At 70.9% G+C, this 23545-nt stretch carries 26 protein-coding genes and 1 tRNA gene; 7 read left to right on the top strand and 20 right to left on the bottom strand.

Annotated elements, in window-relative coordinates:
* Positions 1-17: 17 nt before the first annotated feature.
* The 4 genes from cysS to ACX80U_RS14335 form a co-directional block, all read right to left on the bottom strand.
* Entirely contained in the window at positions 18-1484 is a 1467-nt protein-coding gene (gene cysS, locus ACX80U_RS14350) for a cysteine--tRNA ligase (RefSeq protein ID WP_459268921.1), read from the bottom strand.
* A gap of 26 nt (positions 1485-1510) precedes the next feature.
* Positions 1511-2038 (bottom strand): 2-C-methyl-D-erythritol 2,4-cyclodiphosphate synthase, encoded by a 528-nt coding sequence (ispF, locus tag ACX80U_RS14345; protein ID WP_133080430.1) that lies wholly within the window; start codon positions 2036-2038, stop codon positions 1511-1513.
* 43 nt (positions 2039-2081) lie between these two features.
* The gene (ispD, locus tag ACX80U_RS14340) at positions 2082-2837 is read right to left on the bottom strand and encodes a 2-C-methyl-D-erythritol 4-phosphate cytidylyltransferase (protein WP_459268920.1); all 756 of its coding nucleotides are present in this window, start codon (positions 2835-2837) and stop codon (positions 2082-2084) included.
* Between the two features lie 69 nt (positions 2838-2906).
* Entirely contained in the window at positions 2907-3389 is a 483-nt protein-coding gene (locus ACX80U_RS14335) for a CarD family transcriptional regulator (RefSeq protein ID WP_028280415.1), read from the bottom strand.
* 258 nt (positions 3390-3647) lie between these two features.
* Between ACX80U_RS14335 and ACX80U_RS14330 the strand changes: the two genes are divergently transcribed.
* Positions 3648-4178: a hypothetical protein gene (locus ACX80U_RS14330; RefSeq protein ID WP_133080429.1), complete on the top strand. Its 531-nt coding sequence runs from the start codon at positions 3648-3650 to the stop codon at positions 4176-4178.
* Positions 4179-4308: 130 nt separating this feature from the next.
* On the opposite strand, the gene ACX80U_RS14325 is transcribed toward ACX80U_RS14330, so the two are convergent.
* Together ACX80U_RS14325 and ACX80U_RS14320 are read right to left on the bottom strand one after the other, a co-directional pair.
* Positions 4309-4989 (bottom strand): response regulator transcription factor, encoded by a 681-nt coding sequence (locus ACX80U_RS14325; RefSeq protein WP_133080428.1) that lies wholly within the window; start codon positions 4987-4989, stop codon positions 4309-4311.
* Positions 4986-6251 carry an ATP-binding protein gene (locus tag ACX80U_RS14320; RefSeq protein ID WP_133080427.1) on the bottom strand — a complete coding sequence of 422 codons (1266 nt, stop codon included), beginning with the start codon at positions 6249-6251 and terminating at the stop codon, positions 4986-4988. The genes ACX80U_RS14325 and ACX80U_RS14320 overlap by 4 nt, the downstream gene beginning before the upstream one ends.
* A gap of 163 nt (positions 6252-6414) precedes the next feature.
* Between ACX80U_RS14320 and phoU the strand changes: the two genes are divergently transcribed.
* Complete coding sequence (gene phoU, locus ACX80U_RS14315) at positions 6415-7074, top strand: phosphate signaling complex protein PhoU (protein ID WP_133080426.1); 660 nt, start codon at positions 6415-6417, stop codon at positions 7072-7074.
* Positions 7075-7158: 84 nt separating this feature from the next.
* Here the strand turns inward: phoU and ACX80U_RS14310 are convergent, their stop codons facing one another.
* Positions 7159-7905, bottom strand: coding sequence for a phosphoglyceromutase (locus tag ACX80U_RS14310; RefSeq protein ID WP_208740538.1), 747 nt, complete (start codon positions 7903-7905; stop codon positions 7159-7161).
* An 89-nt stretch (positions 7906-7994) separates the two neighbouring features.
* On the opposite strand from ACX80U_RS14310, the gene ACX80U_RS14305 reads away from it, so the two are divergent.
* Complete coding sequence (locus tag ACX80U_RS14305; RefSeq protein ID WP_133080424.1) at positions 7995-8795, top strand: class I SAM-dependent methyltransferase; 801 nt, start codon at positions 7995-7997, stop codon at positions 8793-8795.
* Between the two features lie 7 nt (positions 8796-8802).
* On the opposite strand, the gene ACX80U_RS14300 is transcribed toward ACX80U_RS14305, so the two are convergent.
* Positions 8803-9132: a DUF2516 family protein gene (locus ACX80U_RS14300; protein ID WP_133080423.1), complete on the bottom strand. Its 330-nt coding sequence runs from the start codon at positions 9130-9132 to the stop codon at positions 8803-8805.
* A gap of 74 nt (positions 9133-9206) precedes the next feature.
* Positions 9207-10391, bottom strand: a complete 1185-nt coding sequence (locus ACX80U_RS14295; protein ID WP_459268919.1) for a trans-sulfuration enzyme family protein — start codon at positions 10389-10391, stop codon at positions 9207-9209.
* Positions 10392-10483: 92 nt separating this feature from the next.
* On the opposite strand from ACX80U_RS14295, the gene tmk reads away from it, so the two are divergent.
* From tmk to ACX80U_RS14275, 4 genes are all read left to right on the top strand, one after another.
* Positions 10484-11131, top strand: a complete 648-nt coding sequence (tmk, locus tag ACX80U_RS14290) for a dTMP kinase (protein WP_133080421.1) — start codon at positions 10484-10486, stop codon at positions 11129-11131.
* Positions 11128-12321, top strand: a complete 1194-nt coding sequence (locus ACX80U_RS14285; protein ID WP_133080420.1) for a DNA polymerase III subunit delta' — start codon at positions 11128-11130, stop codon at positions 12319-12321. Before tmk ends, ACX80U_RS14285 begins: the two co-directional genes overlap by 4 nt.
* Complete coding sequence (locus ACX80U_RS14280; RefSeq protein ID WP_459268918.1) at positions 12318-13898, top strand: alpha/beta hydrolase; 1581 nt, start codon at positions 12318-12320, stop codon at positions 13896-13898. The genes ACX80U_RS14285 and ACX80U_RS14280 overlap by 4 nt, the downstream gene beginning before the upstream one ends.
* Before the next feature lie 105 nt (positions 13899-14003).
* Positions 14004-14079 (top strand) — tRNA-Thr (locus ACX80U_RS14275).
* Between the two features lie 106 nt (positions 14080-14185).
* On the opposite strand, the gene ACX80U_RS14270 is transcribed toward ACX80U_RS14275, so the two are convergent.
* From ACX80U_RS14270 to ACX80U_RS14220, 11 genes are all read right to left on the bottom strand, one after another.
* Positions 14186-14428: an acyl carrier protein gene (locus tag ACX80U_RS14270; protein ID WP_133080418.1), complete on the bottom strand. Its 243-nt coding sequence runs from the start codon at positions 14426-14428 to the stop codon at positions 14186-14188.
* Positions 14429-14539: 111 nt separating this feature from the next.
* Positions 14540-14839, bottom strand: a complete 300-nt coding sequence (gene csrA / locus ACX80U_RS14265) for a carbon storage regulator CsrA (protein ID WP_133080417.1) — start codon at positions 14837-14839, stop codon at positions 14540-14542.
* A 4-nt stretch (positions 14840-14843) separates the two neighbouring features.
* A complete protein-coding gene (locus ACX80U_RS14260) occupies positions 14844-16277 on the bottom strand; it encodes a serine/threonine-protein kinase (RefSeq protein WP_208739136.1) in 1434 nt (477 codons plus the stop codon).
* Entirely contained in the window at positions 16252-18300 is a 2049-nt protein-coding gene (locus ACX80U_RS14255; protein ID WP_133080415.1) for an FHIPEP family type III secretion protein, read from the bottom strand. Before ACX80U_RS14255 ends, ACX80U_RS14260 begins: the two co-directional genes overlap by 26 nt.
* A 3-nt stretch (positions 18301-18303) precedes the next feature.
* Positions 18304-19404 (bottom strand): EscU/YscU/HrcU family type III secretion system export apparatus switch protein, encoded by a 1101-nt coding sequence (locus ACX80U_RS14250; protein WP_133080414.1) that lies wholly within the window; start codon positions 19402-19404, stop codon positions 18304-18306.
* Position 19405: 1 nt separating this feature from the next.
* A complete protein-coding gene (locus ACX80U_RS14245) occupies positions 19406-20164 on the bottom strand; it encodes a flagellar biosynthetic protein FliR (protein WP_459268917.1) in 759 nt (252 codons plus the stop codon).
* Position 20165: 1 nt separating this feature from the next.
* Positions 20166-20441: a flagellar biosynthesis protein FliQ gene (gene fliQ, locus ACX80U_RS14240; RefSeq protein WP_208739138.1), complete on the bottom strand. Its 276-nt coding sequence runs from the start codon at positions 20439-20441 to the stop codon at positions 20166-20168.
* A 1-nt stretch (position 20442) separates the two neighbouring features.
* Positions 20443-21330, bottom strand: a complete 888-nt coding sequence (gene fliP, locus ACX80U_RS14235; RefSeq protein ID WP_459268916.1) for a flagellar type III secretion system pore protein FliP — start codon at positions 21328-21330, stop codon at positions 20443-20445.
* Positions 21327-21887, bottom strand: a complete 561-nt coding sequence (locus tag ACX80U_RS14230; RefSeq protein ID WP_459268915.1) for a FliO/MopB family protein — start codon at positions 21885-21887, stop codon at positions 21327-21329. The genes fliP and ACX80U_RS14230 overlap by 4 nt, the downstream gene beginning before the upstream one ends.
* 8 nt (positions 21888-21895) lie before the next feature.
* On the bottom strand, positions 21896-22600 hold the full coding sequence (fliN, locus tag ACX80U_RS14225; protein WP_459268914.1) for a flagellar motor switch protein FliN: 705 nt from the start codon (positions 22598-22600) through the stop codon (positions 21896-21898).
* A complete protein-coding gene (locus tag ACX80U_RS14220) occupies positions 22597-23508 on the bottom strand; it encodes a flagellar motor switch protein FliM (protein ID WP_459268913.1) in 912 nt (303 codons plus the stop codon). Before ACX80U_RS14220 ends, fliN begins: the two co-directional genes overlap by 4 nt.
* Positions 23509-23545: the final 37 nt, after the last annotated feature.

Here is a 23545-nt window from a genome sequence, read left to right as displayed (position 1 = left end):
CGTCGGACGCCCCGCCGTCAGTCCCCCGAGAGGGACCAGGTGACGCCGTCCGCCGAGTCCTCGAGGGTGATCCCCGCGGCCGCCAGTGCGTCCCGGATGGCGTCCGCCCGCGCCCAGTCCCGTGCACTCCGTGCAGCCGCACGGTCGGCGATGCGGTCCTGGACCAAGGCGTCGAGGGCCCTCGACGCCCCCGCCCCCGCCACGGTCGGCGCGGCGGGGTCCGCGGCGTCGTCGAGCCCGAGGACCGCGGTCATGGCGACGACGGCGGCGAGGCCGGTCCGGGTGGCGGCGTCGTCCCCGGCGGCCAGGGCGGTGTTGCCACTGCGCACGGTGGTGTGGAGCACCGCGAGGGCCTGCGGCACGTTGAGGTCGTCGTCCATCGCGGCGGCGAACTCCGGCGGCAGGCTTCCCGCGCTGACGGGTCCGCGCGCCGGTGCGCCGACGCGGGCGGACGCCTTGGCGATGAAGCCGTCGATCCGCGCCACCGCGGACGCCGCCTCCTGCAGCGAGGTCGCGCGGTAGTCGAGGACCGAGCGGTAGTGGGCCTGCCCGAGGTAGTAGCGGACCACGCGGGAGCCTGCCGCCTCGATCATCTCCCGGGGGCTGACGGTGTTGCCGATCGACTTCGACATCTTCTCGCCGCCGTACGTCACCATCCCGTTGTGCATCCAGAAGCGGGCGAAGGCGTGCCCGGCCGCCTGCGACTGGGCCATCTCGTTCTCGTGGTGGGGGAAGCGCAGGTCCAGGCCGCCGCCGTGGATGTCGAACTCCGTCCCGAGGTACTTCGTGACCATGCTCGAGCATTCGAGGTGCCACCCCGGCCGGCCGGTACCCCAGGGACTGGTCCACGACGCGGTCGCGGGATCGGTGTCCTTGGAACCCTTCCAGAGCGCGAAGTCGCGCGGATCCTTCTTGCCGCGCGGATCGGCGTCGGGCGCGGCCTGCATGTCGTCGATGTCCTGGCGCGTCAGACTGCCATAGGCGGGCCAGGAGCGGACGTCGAAGTAGACGTCGCCCGACCCGTCCGGCGCCGGATAGGCATGACCGCGCTCGATCAGGAGCTGGATGAGTGCGTGCATCTCCGGGATGTGTCCGGTGGCGCGCGGCTCGTACGTGGGCGGTCGGACGCCGAGGGCCGCGTAGGCGCGGTGGAATTCCTGCTCGAACCGGTACGCGAGCGCCCACCACGGCTCCTCGGGCACCACCGAGGGGTCCTGCTCCGCGGCCCCCTCGCGGAACGAGTCCTCGGACTTGGCGAGGATCTTGTCGTCGATGTCCGTCACGTTCCGCACGACGATGACCCGCAGTCCGCGCGCCTCCAGCCAGCGCGTGAGCTGGTCGAAGGCGATCGCTGACCGCACGTGGCCCACGTGGGGCAGGCCCTGGACGGTGGCCCCGCAGTAGTAGAGACTCGCCCGGCCCGGTTCGAGGGGCTCGAAGGGGCGCACCTCGGCGCGGGCGGTGTCATAGAATCGCAGGCTCACCGGTCCAGATTACCCGGCGGGGGCGGTCAGGCTGCCGGTCCCGCCGGCGTCGGGCGGTGTGCGGAACGTACGACGACGGCGGTCGCGATGGCAGCGATGCCCTCTCCCCTGCCGGTCAGGCCCAGGCCGTCGGTGGTGGTGGCCGAGATGCTGACCGGTGCCTGCGCGGCATCCGACAGCGCCGCCTCCGCCTCTGCGCGTCGGGGGGAGAACTTGGGCCGGTTGCCGATGAGCTGCACCGCGATGTTGCCGATGTCGAAGCCCGCCTCCCTCACGATTCCCGCGGCGGCGGACAGGAGGGCATGTCCGGAGGCGCCTGCGTACTCCGGGCGATCCGTGCCGAAGTGGGTGCCGAGGTCCCCCACGCCCGCCGCGGAGAACAGCGCGTCGGCTGCCGCGTGGGCGACGGCGTCGCCGTCGGAATGACCCGACAGCCCCCGTTCCCCCTCCCAGAGCAGGCCGGCGAGCCAGAGCGGGGCGTCGTCGGAGGCGAAGGCGTGGACGTCGACGCCGATCCCGGTCCGGGGAAGACGGTCGTGCTCACTCAGATACATGTGCGCTCCTGTGCTGGGTCGGTGGGGCGGGGCTGGGAGTGCGTCAGGGGTCGGCCACCGGCCGCGCCGCGGTGTGCTGCGCGAGCGCCGCCTCCGCGACCACGAGGTCGAGGGGCGTGGTGACCTTGAAGGCGAGGGCGTCGCCGTCGACGACGCGCACCGTGGTGCCCCCCGCCTCCATCAGCATGGCGTCGTCGGTGACCCCGGGGTCACCCGCAGAGGGACCGGCATGCGCAGCGCGCAGGCGGTCGGCGGCGAAGCCCTGCGGGGTCTGCACGGCGCGCAGGGTGGCGCGATCCGGAGTCGCGGTGACGACGTCGCCCTCCACAGTCTTCACCGTGTCCACGACGGGCAGCACCGGGATCACCGCCGGTGCGCCGAATCGGACAGCTGCGGCGACCCGCTGGAAGACCGCGGGCGGGGTCAGGGCACGGGCCGCGTCATGGACCAGGACGACGCCGACCGACGGCGGCAGGGCCTCGAGCCCTGCGCGCACGGACGCGGACCGCGTGGCGCCGCCGGTCACGGCCGAGATGCGCGGCCCGGAGTCCCCGGAGGCCTGCTGTGCGCGCGCGACGACGTCGGACAGCACGGTGTCGCCGGCGGGCAGGACCGCCACGACGACCGCTGCGACCCCCGACGCCACGACCGCTTCCAGGGAGTGCTGCAGGAGGGTGCGGCCACCGCAGAGGACGCGGGCCTTCGGGATGCCCTGCCCGAGGCGCTGACCCGAACCGGCGGCCACCACGATGACGCCCGTCGGGGCATCGGCGGCAGGAGGCACGTTGTTCTCGGACACTCCGTCACCCTATGACAGAGCAACAAAAAAGAGGGACCCGAAGGTCCCTCTTCCCGTGCGGTCCGACTCCTAGGAGGCGAGGACCTCGTCGAGAACGCTTGCCGCCTTCTCTTCGTCGGTCTTCTCCGCGAGTGCGAGTTCGGAGATCAGGATCTGGCGCGCTTTCGCGAGCATCCTCTTCTCCCCGGCCGAGAGCCCACGGTCGTGGTCGCGGCGCCAGAGGTCGCGGACGACCTCTGCCACCTTGATCACGTCGCCCGACGCGAGCTTCTCGAGGTTCGCCTTGTAGCGGCGCGACCAGTTGGTGGGCTCTTCCGTGAATTCGGCCCGCAGGACGTCGAACACATGCTCGAGCCCTTCCTTGCCCACCACGTCGCGAACCCCTACGAGGTCAACGTTCTCTGCTGGTACTTCTATCGTCAGATCACCCTGTGCCACCTTGAGCTTGAGATACATCTTCTCTTCGCCCTTGATGACGCGCATCTTGATCTCTTCGATCTTCGCTGCGCCGTGGTGAGGGTAAACAACTGTTTCGCCGACCTCAAAAACCATGTGGACTTTCCCCTTTCCCGCCAGTAAGTTTATCACGGCAACGACACGCCCGACCCCGCGTTTTCGCAGGTCAGGCCGCCGGAACAAGCCCATTTGGCTATGATTCGCCTCTTGACGGGACGTGCTTTTGGTGATCCTCCACGCGCGGGTGCGACGAAACGGACACCACGGTTCGAGCCCGTTGCCGATAGTCTGTTGGATAGGTCCGCACCGGATTACGTCCCTGTCCCACCTGTTGAACCCCCAGGAGTTTGTGCTGTGAATTGTGCACCGAAGAACCGAGCGCAGCAGGCCGTTGCTGCCGGCGCCGTGCTGCTGATGCTGGGCGTCTCCGGCTGCAGCTTCACCGCGGACCAGTCGACGGCCGATCCGTACGCCGCGTCGGACGGCATCGTGAAGGATCTCGGCCCGGTTCTGCTGCGCAACATCCTGATCGTCGGCCGCGACGACGAGACCGCCGGCCGCCTCGTGGGCACCGTCTTCAACACGAGCGATGATCCCGTGGACCTGTCCATCCAGGCCGGCGGCGCCGCCACCAGCGTCACGATCGAGGGCCAGGGCCAGTTCACGTTCGAGGACGAGACCACGGACGACGCCACCCTCGAAGGCATCGAGGATCTCCCGGGGTCCCTCGTCGACGTCGACTTCGATGTCGAGGGCGAGGAGGCGACCTTCGAGGTTCCCGTGCTCGACGGGACGCTGGAGGAGTACCGTGAATTCGTCCCCGGCGGCTACACGCCGAGGCCGAGCGAGCCCGCCGCCACCGAGGAAGCCGAAGAGGGCGAGTAGGCCCTCCGCCCACTCCCGCAGACACGCATGCCCGCCTCCGATCGATCGGAGGCGGGCATGAGTGTCCGTGCCGCAGCACCGGGGCGTCCCGGTCCTGGCTCCCCGCCGGACCACGGGAGCCCCGCGCGGCTCAGGGCTCGTACTTGTAGCCGAGCCCTCGCACGGTGATGAGGTAGCGGGGGTTCGAGGGGTCGGGTTCGACCTTCCCGCGCAGCCGCTTGACGTGGACGTCGAGGGTCTTGGTGTCCCCCACGTAGTCGGAGCCCCAGACGCGATCGATGAGCTGGCCGCGCGTCAGGACCCTGCCGGAGTTCCGCAGCAGCATCTCGAGCAGCTCGAACTCCTTCAGGGGAAGCGCCACCTGTTCGCCGTCGACGCTGACCACGTGGCGCTCGATGTCCATGCGGACCGGTCCGGCCTGGATGGTGTTCGGGATCAGCTCCTCGGGCTCGCCCTGGCGCCGCAGGACCGCCCGGACGCGCGCCACCAGTTCCCTCGACGAGTACGGCTTGGTCACGTAGTCGTCGGCGCCGAGCTCCAGGCCCACCACCTTGTCGATCTCGGCGTCCTTCGCCGTGAGCATGATGACCGGGACGCTCGAGCGCTGGCGCAGCTGGCGGCACACCTCCGTCCCGGAGAGCCCCGGCAGCTGGAGGTCCAGCAGCACGAGGTCCGCACCGGTGCGGTCGAACTCGGTCACGGCGTCGAGGCCGTTGTCCACGACGGACACCTCGAAGCCTTCCTTGCCGAGGAGGTAGGACAGCGGGTCGCTGAACGACTCCTCGTCCTCGACGATCAGAATGCGGCTCAAGCCTTGACTCCCTGCTCATGGACAGCGGCGCTGTCCTTCTTCCCTGACGTCCTGTCCGGCCCCTGCGCGGCCCGGTCCGCAGCCGCCGCGGCGGCTCCACCCGGGACCGCGTCGCCGACCGCGTCGTCGGGGGTCCCCTCCATCTCCGGCAGGCGGACCGTGAAGGTACTGCCCTGGCCGGCCTGCGACCAGACGGTCACCTCACCGCCGTGGTTGGACACGACGTGCTTGACGATGCTGAGGCCCAGGCCCGTGCCGCCCGTCTGCCGTGACCGTGCGGCGTCGATCCGGTAGAACCGTTCGAAGATGCGCTCCTGCTCCTCCGGCGTGATGCCCGAGCCCTGGTCCGTGACCGACACCTGGACGAGTCCGTCCCTGGCCCGGACCCCGACGCCTACCCTCGTGCCCTCGGGCGAGTAGCGGATGGCGTTGTCGATGAGGTTGCGGAAGGCCGTCATGAGCAGTTCGCGGTCGCCGTACACCGGCGTCGCCACGGAGCCGCCGACCACGATGTCGATCTGCTTGCTCTCGGCGGGCAGCTTGTTGCGGTCCACGGCCTCCGCGATCACCGAGTTGACGTCCACCGGCTTCCCGCGGCGCACGACGTCGGCGCCCTGCAGCCGGGAGAGCTCGATGATGTCCTGGACCAGCGCGGACAGGCGCCCGGACTCCTTGTGCATGCGCTGGGCGAAGCGCCGCACGGCGATCTCGTCCTCGGCGGCCTCGTCGATGGCCTCGGCCAGGAGGGAGATGGCACCCACCGGCGTCTTCAGTTCGTGCGAGACGTTCGCGACGAAGTCGTTGCGGATCTCCTCGCTGCGCGTGATCTCCGTGCGGTCGTCCGCGAGGATCAGGATGTACTCGGCGCCGAGGGCGGCGACGCGGACCTGGACCACGATGGTGCCCTGCCCCAGCGGCCCGCGGGGCAGCTCGAGCTGCTGCTGCTCGATCACGCCGTCGCGCCGCACGCGCGCCGTGAGGTCCAGCAGCTCCGAGTGGACCATGGTGTGTCCCCGGACCAGGCCGAACGCGTACGCGGCCGGGCTCGCGCGGACCACGCCGTCGATCGCGTCCACGATGACGTACGCGCGTCCGATGATCGAGAGGACCTCCGCGGCGCCGTCGGGCAGCGTGGGTTCGTCCTCGTAGAGGAGCCGGAGCCGCTGTGCCTCGCTCGCACGGAACGCCGCCATGCCGCTCACGCCGAGGGCGAGGCCGACCAGCCCGGCCACGAGCGTCAGGAGAAGGGGGTCCACGGACATAGCTTATGCGCTGTCCCCGGCGGTCCCGGCCGATCCGGTGGCAATAGATAAGGGGTTCAACTAACGTTCATCGGAAGCGGGGAAACAGTTCACCGCTGGCTGGAAGTGTCGTCGGCGGAACTGTGACAACGGTCGATTCGAACTTCCAGGGAAGGAAGCCCACGTGCGCAAGGTTTTTCAGGCCGAGCTACACCAGATCGGCGAGGAGCTGATCGAGATCTCGCAGCTGGTGTCCGAGGCCATCCAGAAGGCCAACAGCGCTTTCCAGGGTGCCGATACCGAGCTCGCGCAGGAGGTCATCGCCGCGGACGCGCGGATCGACTTCCTCCAGAACTCCCTCGACGAGCGTGCGATCGACGTCCTCGCACTCCAGGGGCCGGTGGCGTCCGACCTCCGCATGATCGTCGGTGCCCTGCGGATGAGCGCATCGCTCGAGCGCATGGGCGACCTCGCCCGCCACGTGGCGCAGCTCGCCCGGCTGCGCTTCCCCGCGAACGTCATCCCCGAGGGGATCCGGCCCACGTTCGACGAGCTCGCCGAGCTGGACGTGCAGATCGCTGCCAAGGTCACCGAACTCCTGGAGACCCGCAACCTCGAGCTGAGCAACGAGATCAATGCCGCCAACGCCCGCGTGAACGAGCTGCACGCCAGCGTCTTCAAGGCCGTCGCCGCGGAGGACTGGAACGAGAGCGCGCCCACGACCGTCGACGTCACGCTCGCGAGCCGCTACTACGAGCGCTTCGCGGACCACGGCGTCTCGGTGGCCCGCAAGGTCGCCTACCTCGTCACGGGCGAGTGGCAGCCCAGCGCACCGCTGAGCTGATCCACCGGGCCGGGAGGCCCGGACAGGACGAGAACGACGGCGGCCCCCGCGGGGACCGCCGTCGTTCCTGTCCGGGCGTCGGGACTAGTGCTTGCCCTGGTTCGCTACGGCCTCGATGGCCGCGGCTGCGGCATCGGCGTCGAGGTAGGTGCCACCGGCCTTCACGGGCTTGAGGTCCTCGTCGAGCTCGTACACGAGGGGGATCCCGGTGGGGATGTTCAGCGCGGCGATGTCCTTGTCGCTGATGCCGTCGAGGTGCTTCACGAGGGCGCGCAGCGAGTTGCCGTGGGCGGCGATCAGGACCGTCCTGCCGGCCCGGATGTCCACCGTGATGTCGGACTCCCAGTACGGCAGGAAGCGCTCGAGGACGTCCTTGAGGCACTCCGTGCGGGGGACGTCGTCGCCGAGGTCCGCGTAGCGCGGGTCGTTCGCCTGCGAGTACTCGCTGGCGTCGTCGAGGGGCGGCGGCGGGGTGTCGTAGGACCGGCGCCACTCCATGAACTGCTGCTCGCCGTACTCCGCGAGGGTCTGGGCCTTGTCCTTGCCCTGCAGCGCGCCGTAGTGGCGCTCGTTGAGGCGCCAGTTGCGCTTGACGTCGATCCAGCTGCGGTCGGCGGCCTCGAGCGCGAGATTCGCGGTGATGATCGCGCGCTTCTGCCGGGACGTGTAGACGATGTCGGGGAGGATGCCGGCCTCCGTCAGCAGGTGGCCGCCGCGGGTGGCCTCCTCGCGGCCCTTCTCCGTCAGGGCCACGTCCACCCAGCCGGTGAAGAGGTTCTTCTCGTTCCATTCGCTCTGCCCGTGGCGCAGCAGGATCAGTGTGTAGGTCATGCGTCCTAGTCTGCCGTATCGCGCTGCACGGGTCATGCCGGAGGCGGCCTGTTCCGCCCAGTGTTAAGCGGGTGTCCTACCCTTGATGGGTGCCCCCGCGTCCCCGTTCCCCGAAGCCCCTCGGGACCATCACGCGCGGCACCACGAACCCCAACCGCCTGCGCCGCGTGGACCGCTGGCTCGCCGGCCCCGAGGCGTACCGCCTCCGCCGTGCGGTCGATCCGCTCGTCGTCGACCTCGGGTACGGAGCGGCTCCGGTCACCGCCGTCGAACTGTTCATGCGCCTGCGGGCCGTACGCGACGACGTCGAGGTGGTCGGGATCGAGATCGATCCGGCACGCGTGGCGGCGGCGGCACCCCTCGCCCGCCCGGGCCTGGCCTTCCGGCAGGGCGGGTTCGAACTGCCGCTCGACGGGCGGCGGCCCGTTCTCGTGCGTGCCTTCAACGTGCTGCGGCAGTACGGCGAGGAGGAGTACGCGGCCTACTGGGACGAGGTGCGCTCCCGACTGGCGCCGGGCGGGCTGTTCGTCGACGGGACGTGCGACGAGATCGGGCGCCGGTCGACGTGGGCGGCTCTCGATCCGGAGGGACCGGTGTCGCTGAGCATCTCGCTCCGGTTCGGTGCCTTCACGCTCCCGTCCGATGTGGCGGAACGTCTCCCGAAGGCGCTGATCCACCGGAACGTCGAGGGCGAACGCGTCCACGGCTACCTGCGCGCCCTGGACAGGGCCTGGCTCGATGCCGCAGCGCTCGCATCGTTCGGGAACCGGCAGCGGTGGGTCGAGACGTGCCGTGCGATGAAGGGCGACGGGTGGCCGCTGCTGGGCGACGCGTCACGCTGGCGGCTGGGTGAGGTGACCGTGGCCTGGAGCGCGGTCGCGCCCGGCTAGCGGAGGCCTACCAGGGCCCGTACGGTCCCTGGTTCCCGCCGCGGCCGGAGGTCTGGCTCACGGCGGGCTTCACATCCGCGAGGTAGACGCAGGCGGCGACGATGGCGACCAGCTGGAAGAGGTTGAAGCCGCCGCGGCCGCCGAGGGCCGACAGCAGTCCGACGACCACGGCACCACCGGTGAGGGCGAGCCAGAAACCCTTGGTCCGCTTGAACGCCGCCTCGAAGGACGTCCCGGGACGCCGGATGCAGTCGGAGAAGGCCCACACCTCGATCCCCAGCGCCACGAGGCCGAGCGCGAGGTACAGGTAGTACTGGATGCCGTATACGAGAGCCACGCAGTCAGCTTAGCTGGCCTGCACTCCGAGGCGCACCGGGACGCCGCCCGGCGTGCCCGCGGCGCCCTGCAGGATCAGAGACCGCCGTCCCGCCCGCCCGCTGCACGGCGGAGCGCCTGCTCGAGGTCCGCCCACAGGTCGTCGGGGTTCTCGATACCGACCGACAGGCGCACGAGCGATTCCGGGACGGTGACCGGTTCGGCGGGCTGGCGCCGTCGCCGTTCGACCAGCGACTCCACGCCGCCGAGCGAGGTCGCGGGCAGCCAGAGTTGCACCGCCGAGACCAGGGCGTCGGCCGTGGCGACGTCCTCGAGCTCGATGCTGACGATGCCGCCGAAGCCGTTGAACTGGGCGGCAGCGCGCTCGTGGCCCGGGTCCGTCGGCAGCCCCGGGTAGCGCACACGGCGCACGGCGGGATGGTCGGCGAGCCGGTGCGCGAGCGACGCGGCCGTGGACTGGCTCCGCTCCATCCGCAGTGCGAGCGTGCGCAGTCCGCGCAGGGCGAGCCAAACCTCGAACGGCCCGGCGATGGCGCCGTGCAGGGTGCGGTGCGCCAGGAGCCGCGCGCGCAGATCCGCCTCCGAGGTGACGAGTGCACCGAGGACGACGTCGGAGTGGCCGGCCAGCCACTTGGTGACGGAGTGGAGGACGACGTCGACGCCGGCTTCGAGCGGCCGGTGGACGATGGGCGTGTTGAAGGTGTTGTCCGCGACGACGACGGCGCCGGTCGTGTGGGCGGCGTCCGTCAGGACGGACAGCTCCGCGACCTCGAGCATCGGGTTCGTGGGGCTCTCGAGCCAGAGCATGACCTGGCCGGCGTCGAACCGCCCGGCGAGCGCGTCGAGGAGTGCGCGGACCGCCGCGGTGTCGGCGATGTCGACGGCGTGCAGCTCGAAGCGGCCCTGCGCGGCGAGGTCCGCGGCGAGGCTGATCGAGCCGGCGTAGGCGTGGCGGGGCATGACGACGGCTCCCCCGGTGGGCACGAGGGACAGCGCGGCGGCGGCCGCCCCGAGACCCGAGCCGAAGACGAGGGCGGGGAGGTCCGCCCCCTCGAGTGCGCCCAGCGCCTCCTCGAAGGGGTCCCAGGTGGGGTTGGAGCCGCGCGCGTAGATGCGGTCGCCCGCCTCCGGTGCGCGCGTCTCGTGGTACGTCGTCGAGAGGACGATCGGTGCGTTGACGGGCGAGTCGTGCTCGCGGGGAGGACGTCCTGCCGCGACGGTGAGGGTGTCCGGGGCCAGGTCCGTGAGCTCGAGTGCCATTCCACGAGCCTAGCGCCGGGTCCGTGGGACCGGCACGTGCCGGGCGAGTGTTACCGCGGGTAAACGTCCTCCGCACTCGGTAGGCTTGGCGCGTGACCTTTCCCCTCCCGCACGGGCTTCCCGGGCTCTTCCTCGTGCTCGAGGGCGGTGACGGCGCCGGCAAGTCCACCCAGGCGGCGATGCTCTGCCGGGCGCTCGCGGACAGCGGCCGCACGGTCGTGCGCACCCGCGAACCGGGCGGCACCGTCATCGGCGAGAAACTGCGGTCCCTCGTCCTCGAGCACGGGCACGGCGAGATCGACGCGCGGACGGAGGCCCTCCTGTTCGCGGCGTCCCGTGCCGCGCACGTGCAGCAGGTGATCGTGCCGGCCCTGGAGCGCGGCGACGTCGTCGTGTGTGACCGCTACATCGACTCCTCCGTCGCCTACCAGGGGGCGGGACGCGGCCTCGGGGCACAGGCCGTGCTCGACGTGAACCTCTGGGCCACGGACGGACTCCGCCCCGACCTGACGGTACTGCTCGACGTCGACCCGGCCGAGGGCCGCAGCCGCCGTACTGCCGGCGCCGCCGCGGAGGACCGGCTCGAGTCCGAGCCCGACGGTTTCCACGCCGGCATCCGGTCCGCGTTCCTGGACCTCGCCCGGCAGGAGCCCGGACGCTATCTCGTGCTGGCCGCGTCCGACACGCCCGAGGAACTCCACCGGGCGATCCTCGGAGCGCTTCCCCGGGTAGCGGCATGAGCACCATCGGGCACAGCCTCCCGGCGACCGGCGTGTGGGCCGAGCTGCGCGGACAGGAACAGGTGGTCGAGCAGCTGCGTCGGGCCGCCGAGTCCGGCGCACCGACTCACGCCTGGCTGTTCACGGGACCGCCCGGCTCCGGCCGGTCGAACGCCGCCCGGGCCTTCGCGGCCGCGCTGCTCTGCGACCGCGAGTCGCTGGGCGACCGCGGCTGCGGCACCTGCAAGGCGTGCCGTACGGTCCTCTCGGGAACGCACGCCGACCTCACGAACGTCACCACCGAGAAGGTGACGATCAGCATCGACGAGGCGCGCGAACTCGTCCGCAAGGCCCAGGACAAGCCGTCCACCGGCCGCTGGCGGATCATCATCGTCGAGGACGCCGACCGCATGCAGGAGCGCAGCACCAACGTGCTGCTCAAGGCCATCGAGGAGCCACCCCCGCGGACCATCTGGCTGCTCTGCGCCCCCAGTCCCGGCGACGTCCTCGTCACCATCCGGTCGCGCTGCCGGTCCGTGGGACTCCGTCTGCCGCCGGTGCAGGACGTCGCGGACCTGCTCGTGGCACGCGACGGCATCGACCCCGCCACGGCGGAAGCGGCCGCCCGGGCCGCGCAGAGCCACGTCGGGGTGGCGAAGAGGCTCGCGACCGACGACGGCGCGCGGGAACGACGCAACCAGATCGTCCGGCTGCCGCTGACGCTGCGCTCCGTCGCCGGAGCCATGCGTGCCGCGGCGGATCTCGTGAAACTCGCCGAGGCGGAGGCGCAGAGCTCCTTCGAGCAGCGCGACGCCGAGGAGCGGGCCGCACTGCTCGCCACCCTCGGGGCACCGGAGACCGGCACCCTGCCGCCGTCCATGCGGGCACAGATCAAGCGCCTCGAGGAGGACCAGACCCGGCGCGCCAAGCGTTCCAAGAACGACTACTTCGACCGCGCCCTGACGGATCTCATCTCCTTCTACCGGGACGTGCTCATGCTGCAGCTCTCCAGCGGGCAGTCGCTCGTCAACGAGCCCCTGCGACCCGAGCTCGAGGAGTTCGCCCGCAGGGAGAGCTCCGAGGACACCCTCCTGCGGCTCGAAGCCATCAACGAGGTCCGCACACGCCTCGTCAGCACCAATGTGTCCCCGCTCCTCGCGATCGAAGCCATGACCGTGAGCCTCCTGTCCCGGAAGGACCTCGACCGATGACCCTCGGACCGCTCGACTCCCCCGACCGCACACCGCGCCGTCGGAGCATGGCCTTCCTCGCGGCGTCCGCCGCCGTCGTGCTCGGGCTCTCCGGCTGCACGCTGTTCTCCCCCTCGGGGAAGGAAGCGCCCGCGACCGGCGTGGAGACGGCCGATCCCGCCGCGATCGGCGAGGTGGACGAGGACCTCCGCAATTTCTACACGCAGGAAGTGCAGTGGAAGGGCTGCGAGGGATCCTTCTCGTGCGCCACCATCGAGGTCCCGCTGGACTACAGCGACCCCGGCCGCAGCAGCATCGAGATCGCCGCCATCCGCTCGGATGCGACGGGCGAGGCTCAGGGGACCGTCCTGGTCAATCCCGGCGGACCCGGCGGCTCCGGCTTCAACATCGTCAGGGACTCGCTCGACTACGTCACGAGTGAGCGACTGCGCGAGGACTTCGACGTCCTCGGCTTCGACCCCCGCGGAGTGAACCGGTCCAGTGCTGTGAAGTGCTACACCGACGCGGAGCTCGACGAGGCGCGGCAGGAGAGCTACCCCGTGGACGCCTCCGAGGAGGAGCTGCTGGCGCTCATGACGGCCGACGCGGAGGAGTACGCCGGCCTGTGCGCCCAGCGCACCGGGGAACTGCTCGGCTTCGTGGACACGGAGTCGGCGGCCCGCGACATGGACATCCTGCGCGCCGTGGTCAGCGACGAGAAGCTGAACTACCTCGGGTTCTCCTACGGGACGCAGCTGGGGGCGACCTACGCCGATCTCTTCCCAGAGCGGGCGGGCCGGCTCGTCCTCGACGGGGCGATCGACCCGTCCCTGAGCAACGAGAACATCACGCTCGGCCAGGCGAGCGGGTTCGAGAACGCCCTCCGCGCCTATGTCGCCGATTGCCAGCAGGGCGCCGACTGCCCCTATCCGGGCACGGTCGACGACGGCGTTGCCCGGATCCGGGACCTCTTCGCCGCGGTCGAACGCGAGCCGTCGCGGGCCGAGGACGGACGGCTGGTCCCGATCAGCACGTTCGTCCAGGGGTTCATCCTGCCGCTCTACGACAACGGGAACTGGCCCACCCTGACGCAGGCCGTGGCCTCGGCCCTGGCGGGTGACATGAACGCCATGCTGCGCCTCGCCGATCTCTCGGCGGAGCGCCGGCCGGACGGGACCTACGCCACGAATTCGACGGCGGCGTTCCTCGCCGTGAACTGTCTCGACTACCCGATGACGAGCGATCCGGCGCAGATGCGGGCCGACGAGCAGGAGCTCGTGGCGGCGTCGCCGACGTTCGGCCGGTTCCTCGCCTACGGCGGTGTGCTGTGCGCGCCGTGGGCGTATCCGCCGGTGCTGGGCCCGGCCCCCCTGCAGGCCGGAGGCGCCGACCCGATCGTGGTCATCGGCACCACCGGTGATCCGGCCACGCCGTACGCCTGGTCCACGGCGCTGGCGGACCAGCTCGAGTCCGGTGTGCACGTGACCTGGCAGGGTGAGGGGCACACCGCCTACGGCCGGTCCAACGACTGCATCCGGGACACCGTCGATTCCTACTTCATCGACGGGACGGTGCCGGAGGACGGGACCCGCTGCTGAGGGCCGGCTCCGGGACCTCGCGCCCATTTTGACCCCGGGCCGGAACCTCCTATAAAGTTGGGGCTTGTGGATCGGCCCCGGGCATCGCCCGGACCGGGAAGCATTGCCTCCTTAGCTCAGTCGGTAGAGCGTCTCACTCGTAATGAGAAGGTCGCCAGTTCGACTCTGGCAGGAGGCTCCACGTAAGCCCCGGACGGTACGCCGCCGGGGCTTTTCCGTGCGTCCGTCCCCCGAGACACGGCAGTGGGGGGCACCCACAGGCACCCGCCACTGCCGGCGGACGACGGTCAGCTCATCGCGGGACCGGACTCGTCGGACTTCGTCAGCTCACCGAGGAACGCATGGCACTTCGCGGCGCGCTCGGAGTCCTGGGCCATGACCTGCTCGAAGAACTCGGCGATGTCGTCGCGACCGGCGTTCCGGGCGTCACGCACGTACTGCCCGTAGTCGTGCCCTGCCTTGAGCGAGTGGTACTGCAGCGAGATGAGGTCGAAAGAGACGTCGTCGAATCCGGTTTCTCCAGTAGCCATGAGGCACCTCCGTGTTGGTATGAACAGGTGGTGTCAGGCTAGATCCGGCGGATTTCGGGCGACAACGCAGAATCAGGGATCCGGATTGCTCGCCAGTGCGGGGAGAGTCTGTTAGGCGCCGCCGGCCGGACCGCGGCGGGCATCGGCGGGCCCGTCGGCAGGATCCTCCGCCGCGACCACCGCACCGGACCGGAGCAGCGCCTTGAGCGCATCGGCGGCCTCGGCGTCGGCAGCCGCAGCGGCGAGGTTCGCCTCCGTGACGGCACGCAGGACCTCCTCGCGCTGGATCTTCACGCCGCGCGGGGCATCGATGCCGATGCGGATGCCGTCACCGCGGGAATCGAGCACCGTGATGACGATGTCGTCGCCGATCAGGATCTGCTCGCCGACCTTTCGCGTTAGAACAAGCATCGTTTCACTCTATCCCGGCGGACTCGGCCCGGCGTCGACCGACGGAGGCAGCGCGGCGCCGCGTCGGGGATTCCGGGGACCCGCCGTCACGCCAGCCCACGGGCAGACCGAGCGCGTCCACCGTGCCCGGCGTCGCCGTCGACCCCGATCCCACGACCGCCAGCCCCGACGGTGCGAGCTCGGCGCGCTCCATGCTCCTGCGGAGGGCTCCGACCCAGGCGGCAGTGTCCGCTTCCTTCCGTCCGGCGTCCACCGCGAGCCACACCTGGTCCGGGCGCAGGGCGAGCAGGAGCCGGGCGTCGGTCACGGGATCCTCCGAGGACAGCGCCAGGAAGACCGGATGCCCGCCGTCCACTCCGGCGGCACGGGCCGCGTTGGCGTCGAGGCGGTCGTCGATCCTGCGTGCGTCCCGGGTCAGCCAGCCCTCCGGTCCGGCGACGGCCACCGCGGCCGGGGCCCCCCGACCGAACGCCGCCGCCATGGACGCCGCGACCTCCCAGACCACGGCGGGCGCTCCGACGATGATCACGAGGTCGCCGGGTGCCGAGAGGACCGCGGGCGCGGGGTCGGGTGCAGCGGAGGTGTCGACGACGTGGCCCGCGAGGTCGGGCAGCTGTGCCGGGTCGCCCGGGTGCGCAGCGAGGTGCGGTACGACGGCGGGTGCATCATCGGATGCCTCACTACTACCCGCCGCGGTGGAGGGCCGGTCGTCCGGGCGCGCGCCCCACGGCGTCGATCCGCCGGAGGATCCGCGCTCGACAGGGTCGGTGGTGACCGGTCCGGCGGGAGGTCCGGTCCGGGTCGGTCCGACGTCCGGGAGTGCCTGCGGCGCGTCGTCGCCGGGCCGGCGCCGCGCGGCCGACGGGTCGGCACCTGGACCGGATGTCGAGGGAGAGGTCGCGAAGGTGAGGTTGTCCATCAGCGCCGCGAAGAGGCCCGAGTCCGTCGAGACGGCGGCGGGCTCCCCCGCACCGGCGCCGGACACACCGGATCCCGGCCTGCCGGAACCGGCTGCAGCACCGGCTGCGGCACCGGCTGCGGCACCGGCACCGGCACCGGCTGCGGCACCCCGGGATCCTGCCGCCGGCGACCCGGCGGGAGCGGACCCGCCCGCTATCCGCACCTCGTCCAGCTCGGCCTGCTGGAGCAGGGCGTCGATACCCGCCGGCGCTGCGGCGCTGCGGCGTCCCCGCCGGGTACCGGGGGTGGAACCAGGGGGTGAACCGGGCGTGGACCGGTAGCCGTCGGCGTGTCCGGTGGCAGGCTCGGGCACCTCGACCACGATCTCGTAGTGCCTGCGGGCGAGTACGCCGCGGATACCGCCGACCGTGACGAGTTCCGCGGACACGATGAGTGCCCGCGGACCGTACAGGGCCGCGGCCTGGGTCTTCAGCTCCTCGAGGGAGGGACCCTCAAGATGAAATAACTGCGGAGCCACGCACCACTCCTATGGTCTCGATGGCGACGTTCGCACTCGTCACTTCCTGGTACGAGAGCACGGGCAGCCCCGCCGCCTGGGGACCCACGAGCCGCTTGAGCGCGGGGCGCAGCGCCGGCGCGCATACCAGCACCGCGGAACGGCCGGTGGCCTCGATATCGGCCACCGTGGAGCGGATCGAGGCGAGGACGGCTTCGGTCCGTGCGGGATCGAGGAGGATCTGCGTGCCCTGGTCGGACGGGCGCAGCCCCTCGAGCATGGACTGCTCGAGCAGCGGATCGATCATGATGACCCGCAGCAGCGTGCCGTCGAGATACTGCTGGGTCACGGCGGGCCCGAGTGCCAGCCGGGCCGCCTCGACCAGCCCCTCCGGATCGGACGAGGACTTCGCCTTCAGGGTCAGTGCCTCGTAGATGCGGGCGAGGTCGTTGATCGGCACCTGCTCGGACAGCAGCCCCTGCAGCACACGCTGCACCTCGGCGAGGGTCATCAGTCCGGGAACCAGCTCCTCGACGGCGGAGGGGCTGACCTGGCGGACGCCGTCGGTCAGCACCCGGACGTCCTCGCGCGTCAGCAGCCGTGCGGCGTTGGCCGTGATGACCGAGGACAGGTGGGTCACGAGGACCGAGACGCGGTCGATCACGGTGGCGCCGGCGAGCTCCGCATTGTGCCGGAGCTCCGAGGGCACCCACTTCCCGGCGAGTCCGAAGACGGGCTCGACGACGGCGGCACCGGGCAGGTGCGCGAGGTGGTCGCCGAGCGCGAGGACCTTGCCGCGCGGAGCCTCGCCCCGGCCGGCCTCGACACCCGCGATCTTGATGACGTAGGTGGCGGGCGGCAGGTCGATGCTGTCCCGCGTGCGGACGGGAGGCACGACGACCCCGAGTTCCAGCGCGACCTTGCGGCGCAGGGCGCGGACGCGTCCGAGGAGGTCGTCGGGAGCGCCGGTGACGACGTCCACCAGGTCCGGTGCGAGCAGCACCTCGAGGGCGTGGACGCGCATCTGCTCGAGCAGGTCGTCCGTGCTGTCGGCGGACGGCGCGGCGGCTTCGGCCTCGAGGGCCGCCGCCGCGGTGCGGGCGTCGTCGTCGGACTTCTTGAGCCGCTGCGCGATCACGATCAGGCCTGCGCCCACCACGATGAACGGCAGCTTCGGCATGCCCGGGATGAGCGCCATGACGATCGCCGCCGCACCCGCGATGCGCAGCGCGTTCTGCGACTGCCCGAGCTGCTGGGCCGCCGTCGAGCCCATGTCCGCCTCGGCGTTGGACCGCGTGACGATCATGCCGGTGGACACGGCCATGAGCAGTGCCGGGATCTGGGTGACGAGCCCGTCGCCGATGGTGAGCAGCCCGTAGGTGGTGAGGGCCTCGGAGATGGGCAGGCCGTCCTGCAGCATGCCGATCGCGAGGCCGCCGACGATGTTGATGATGATGATGATGATCCCGGCGATGGCATCGCCCTTCACGAACTTCGATGCACCGTCCATGGCCCCGTAGAAGTCGGCCTCCGCCGAGACCTCCGCGCGGCGTTCGCGCGCCTGCGTGTCCGTGATCAGTCCGGCGTTGAGGTCGGCGTCGATGGCCATCTGCTTGCCCGGCATGGCGTCCAGGGTGAAGCGGGCGCCCACCTCGGCCACGCGTTCGGCACCCTTGGTGACCACCACGAACTGGATCACCACGAGGATCAGGAAGACCACCGCGCCGATGATGATCGAGCCGCCGACGGCGACGTGCCCGAAGGCCGCGATGACCTCCCCCGCGTAGCCGTCCCCGAGCACCAGCCGGGTCGAGGCGACGTTCAGGCCGAGCCGGAACAGCGTCGCGACGAGCAGCAGGGAGGGGAACACGGAGAAGTCCAGGGGCTTGCGGACGAACATGGTGTTCAGCAGGATCACGAGCGCCAGCAGGATGTTGACGATGATCAGCACGTCCAGCAGCACTGACGGCACCGGCACCACGAGGAGCAGGATGATGCCGACGACGCCGACCGGGACCAGGAATTTCGGGAGGGAGGAGCGCATGGTCTAGAAGCCTCCGGCGGCTGAGGGTCGGGCGGGAAGGGTGTGGAGGCCGCGGGCGGCCCCCCGGGTCCTGAGGGACATGACGAACGCCAGGATGCGGGCCACCTGGTCGTAGTTCTCGAACGGGATCTCCTGGCCGAGCTCGCAGGCGGCGTGCAGCGCACGGGCCAGCGGGATGTCGGAGACCATCGGCACCTGCTTCTTCTCCGCTTCCTCGCGGATCTTCGCGGCGATCACGCCCGAACCCTTCGCGACGACGCGCGGTGCGGACCGCCCGGGCTCGTACGTGAGCGCCACCGCCACGTGCGTCGGGTTGACGAGGACGACGTCGGCACCGCCCACGGCGGCGATCATGCGGTTGCGGCTCATCGCCAGCTGGCGGGAGCGCCGCTGGGACTTGATGAGGGGGTCGCCGTCGGAGTTCTTGTTCTCGTCCTTGACCTCCTTCTTGGTCATGCGGGTCTTCTTGCGGTTCCGGCGCATCACCACGAGGACGTCCATCGCCGCGAGTGCCAGACCGGCGACGACGGCGGCCCGCAGGAGCGCGGCGGTGCCGTCGCCCGCGGTGTTCAGGAGCGAGGCGACCGAGAGTCCCCCGGCGGCCATCAGCACCGGCATGAGGTTCTGCACGACGACGACGAGCACCAGCCCGACCACGGCGGTCTTCAGGAGCGCCTTCGCGCCCTGCCACAGGGCCTGTCCTCCGAGGATCCGCTTGAGGCCGTTGACCACGTTGAACTGCTCGAACTTGCCGGAGAACTTCTTCACGTGGATGCCGCCCTGCAGGGCGGCGGTACCGAGCACGGCCACCAGCAGCACACCCAGGAAGGGGCCCAGGATGACGCCCAGGGACGCGCCGCCGTCGGCGAGGGCGTCGAGGGCCGACGCGGGATCGGGGTTCGCGATGGTGTCGGCCACGCGGACGAGCTGTTCGGTCGCGGCGTCGGACGAGCGGGAGATGAGGGACGGCAGCATCAGCGCTGCCGCTCCGACGCCCACCCACGCCGTGAAGTCCTCGGACTTGGCGAGCTGGCCCTTGGAGCGGACGTCCCTCATCCGCTTGTCGGTGGCCTGCTCGGTCCGCTCGCCGGAATCCTCCGCCATGTCAGCCCACCCCCATCAGGAGTGCTGCGGCGTCGTCCGCGAGGGTCGAGACGACGCGCGGCAGGGCGACGAACACCACGCCGCCGAGGCTGAGCGTGATGAAGATCTTGAGCGGGAACCCGAGCGCGAAGGCGTTCAGTGCCGGTGCGACGCGCGTCAGGAGCCCGAGGCCGACGTCGGCCAGGAAGAGGACCACGATCAGCGGACCGGCGATCTGGACCGAGGCCAGGAAGAGTCCGGTGACGGCGCCGGTGAGCGCCTCGACGGGTTCGGCCAGGTCCAGCGCCCCGCCGAGCGGCAGCGCGCTGAAGGTCCGGACCAGGCCTCCGATGATGAGCTGGTAGCCGTCGGACGTGAAGAGCAGCGTCAGGGCCGTGAGCTGGAACAGGCGCGCGAACTGGGCACCGTTGACCATCGACTGCGGATCGAATCCCTGGGCCAGGGAGAACCCGCCGAACAGGTCGATCAGGCTCCCGGCGGACTGGATCGCGGAGAAGACGACCAGCACGAGGAAGCCCAGGGCGGCGCCGACCACGAGTTCGAGGACCAGGGCACCGATGTACCGGCCCGTGCCGCCCGTCTCGTAGCTCCCGGCGACCTGCGGGGACACCGCGAGCGCCAGCCCGACGGCGAGCATGGCCTTCACGCGTGCCGGGATGCCCTTGTACGAGAAGGGCGGTGCGATGACGAGGAAGGCGACGATCCGCACGCCGGCGAGCATGACGGCTTCGATCCGGCCCTGGTCGAGTTCGATCTCCATCTCAGCCGCCCCCGAGGAGCCCGGGGATGCGCTCGAACATCTCGTGCGTGAACGAGATCATCTCGGAGATCATCCAGTGGCCGCAGACGAGCAGGGCGAGGCAGACGGCGGCGGCCTTCGGCACGAAGGAGAGCGTGACCTCCTGGATCTGCGTGATGGACTGCAGCAGCGAGATCGCGAACCCCACCACGAGGGCGGTCAGGAGCACGGGTGCGGACAGCTTGGCCGCGGCCCAGATGCCGGCGAGCCCGATGTCGAGGACGGCGTTGGTATCCACCTCAGCCGCCCTGGTAGCTGTTGATGAGGGACGTGATGATGAGTCCCCACCCGTCCACGAGGACGAACAGCAGGATCTTGAAGGGCAGCGAGATCATGACCGGCGGGAGCATCATCATGCCCATGGACATCAGCGCCGCGGAGACCACGAGGTCGATCACGAGGAACGGCACGAAGATCACGAAGCCGATGATGAAGGCGGCCCGCAGCTCGGAGATCATGAACGCCGGGATCAGGGTGGTCAGCGGGACGCTCGCGGCGTCCTCGGGGTTCGGCTGGCCGGCGGCCCGCGTCATGAGTGCCAGGTCCTCTTCACGGGTGTGCGCCATCATGAAGGTCTGCAGGGGGCGGGCGCCGTCCGTGAGGGCCTCGGTGAAGGTCGTCGCGCCGCTGAGGTAGGGCTGGACGGCGAGGTCGTTGATCTCGGTCAGGACCGGCGCCATGATGAACAGCGACAGGAACAGGGCCAGCCCCGCGAGTACCTGGTTGGGCGGGATGGACGGCAGCGAGAGCGCGTTCCGCGTCATCGCGAGCACCACGAAGATCTTCGTGAAGGACGTCATCATCAGCAGCAGTGCCGGCGCCACGGACAGCAGCGTGATCCCGATGAGGGTGAGGACGGCCGAGCTCGGTTCCCCGTTGACGCCGTTGATCTCGACGGACAGCCCGTCCCCGCTGCCCGGCTCGGCCGGTGCCGTGGGGTCGGCGGGGGCGGCCGGTGCCGTGGGCGAGGGAACGGCGGGATCCAGTTCGCCGGCGTGGCCGGCGGCGGCTCCGAGCAGGACGACGACGACGGCGAGCAGCACGGCTGCGACTGCCGGGAGGAGCGGGAACCGGGCCAGGCGGGTTCCGCGCGCGGAGGGTGCCGACGGCAGGACGGCCGTCGTCACCCGGCCCGTCCCTGGCGCAGGAAGGCTGCGGTCTGCTTCCAGGTGGCGGGCGACAGGATCGACCCCTGGAGGGTCGCGGCGGCATGCGTCGGCTCCGCTGATCGGGCTGCACGTGCGGCACGGCGGCTGATCGGCTCGGCATCGGCGGTGCGATCCGGACCGGGAGCCGTAGCGGGAGCCGTAGCGGCCAGCCGCAGGGATGCGGCGAAACGGGCGTCGGCCGGTTCCGGTGTGCCCGGTCCCGCGGAGATCGCGGCCGCCCGCGCCTGGACCGCGGGCACGGCGTCGTCGGACTCCGGGACGGCCTGCAGCGCGCGTGGCGCGGCCGAGGAGTGGAGGACCGACACCGACTGCTCGGTCACGCCCAGGTAGAAGCGCGTGCCCTCGGCCTCCACCACTACGAGGGATGCCTTCGCGCCGATGCCCTGGCGTGCCACGACGGACACGAGGCCGGCTCCGGCGCGGCCGCCGTTGACCTTCGAGAGCTTGCGGTGCAGCACGAAGAGCAGCGCGAGTACCACGCCGAGGGACAGGAGCACCCTCAGCGCGAGGACCACGACGTCCACTATAGGGCGCCGTCGGCGACGTCGAGGATCTGGGTGATGCGGACGGCGTAGTCCTGGTCGACGACGACCACCTCGCCGTGGGCGACGAGGCGCCCGTTGAGCAGCACGTCCGCCGGGGCGCCGGCCGAGCGGTCGAGCTCGATCACGGCGCCGGGTTCGAGGTCCAGGACATCGCGCACCGACATCCGGGTACGTCCGATCTCCACGGTCATGGCCATCTCCACATTGCTGATGCGGCCGAGGTTGGCGGCACCGGCGGAGGCGGCGGAACGGCGGGGGGATGCACCCGGACGGGCACCGCGGAGGCGGACGGCGAACCAGCCCACGGCCCCGGACCTGCCGGCGAGGCGGAACACCGAGGTCTCGGCGTCGCGGAACAGCGGCAGCGCGTCCTGCACCGCCGGGACGCCGAGCACGCCGTCGCCGAGTGCGGCCGACGCCGCCTCGAGCGCGGGGACGAGCACGTCGGCCGGGGAGACGAGGGGCGACGACGTGCCGGCGGCGGCGGCGAGGGGCTGCGCGTCGATCAGGACGACGGCGAGATCCGCGGAGGACGCGCCCACGAAAGACGCGACGATCGCGGTGGACGCGCTCGCGGACGGCACCTCGGAGGCGCTGCAGGGCTCGGCCGTGAGGGGGCCGGGAAGCGGGAGTCGTGCTGCGAGGGACGCTGCGGCCTCGTGCTCGGCGGTGGTGGTGTTCATGGTGCGGTGTTCTCCTCGGTGGTCACTACTACGCAGGCAAGGCGGGAGCCGTTCTGGCCCAGGGCCGCCTCGCCGAGCCGCTGCCCGTTGACGGCGAGCTCGAAGGGCCGGTGCTGCGGGTGCGGCAGTTTCAGGACGTCCCCGACGGCGAGGTCGAGGATGCGGGACGGCAGGACGGGCAGCGCCGCGAGCTGCACGGCGACGTCCACCGGCACGTGCGTGACCTGCTGCTCGATCAGTTCGCGTGCGTCCTCGCCGGTGGCGGTGGGGTTCGCGTCGCCCAGCTGCGCGAGCAGCAGCTGCGCCGGAATGGCGACCGTGGCCGGGCAGGAGCGTTCACCGACGCGGATCTCGAAGGTCCCGACGATCATGAGCTCGGTGGTCGACGCCGCCTGGGCGAACTGGGAGTTGTACTGGATCGAGTCGATGCCCAGCTGCTGGGTCAGGACCGAGCCCAGCGAGTAGTGGAGTCCCTCGAGGGCGTCGTCCATGAGGCGCCGGATCAGCGCCTGCTCGATCTGCGTGAACTTCCGCTCGCCGGGAGGGACAGTGCCGTGGCCGCCGAGCATGGAGTCGACCCAGTACAGGCCCGCGGACGCGGGGAACTGGATGACCGCCTTGCTGGCATGCTCCTGGATGGCGCAGAGGACCATCGCCGTCGTGGGCGGCAGGGATGCGGCGTACTCGTTGTACGTCTGCATGAGGACCTGCTCGCTGGTCACCTGCGAGATCACGCGGACCTTCGCGGTGAGCTGCGTGCCCCACTGGCGCGCGAACGTCTCGAAGGCGAGTTCGAGCACGCGTGAGTGTTCACGCGCGAGAGTGGTGGGCCGGCGGAAGTCATAGACATCCACCGCCCTGGCGGAGCCCGAGGGCACGCCAAAGGAGAGTTGTTCCTGGACCGTCACACCAGCCACTATCGGCCGGCCTGCACGGGCCGTTAGC

It is taken from the genome of Arthrobacter sp. TmT3-37, from assembly GCF_054510835.1.
The sequence above is the reverse complement of the archived record's forward strand: the minus strand, read 5'-3'. Positions and strand labels throughout refer to the sequence as shown.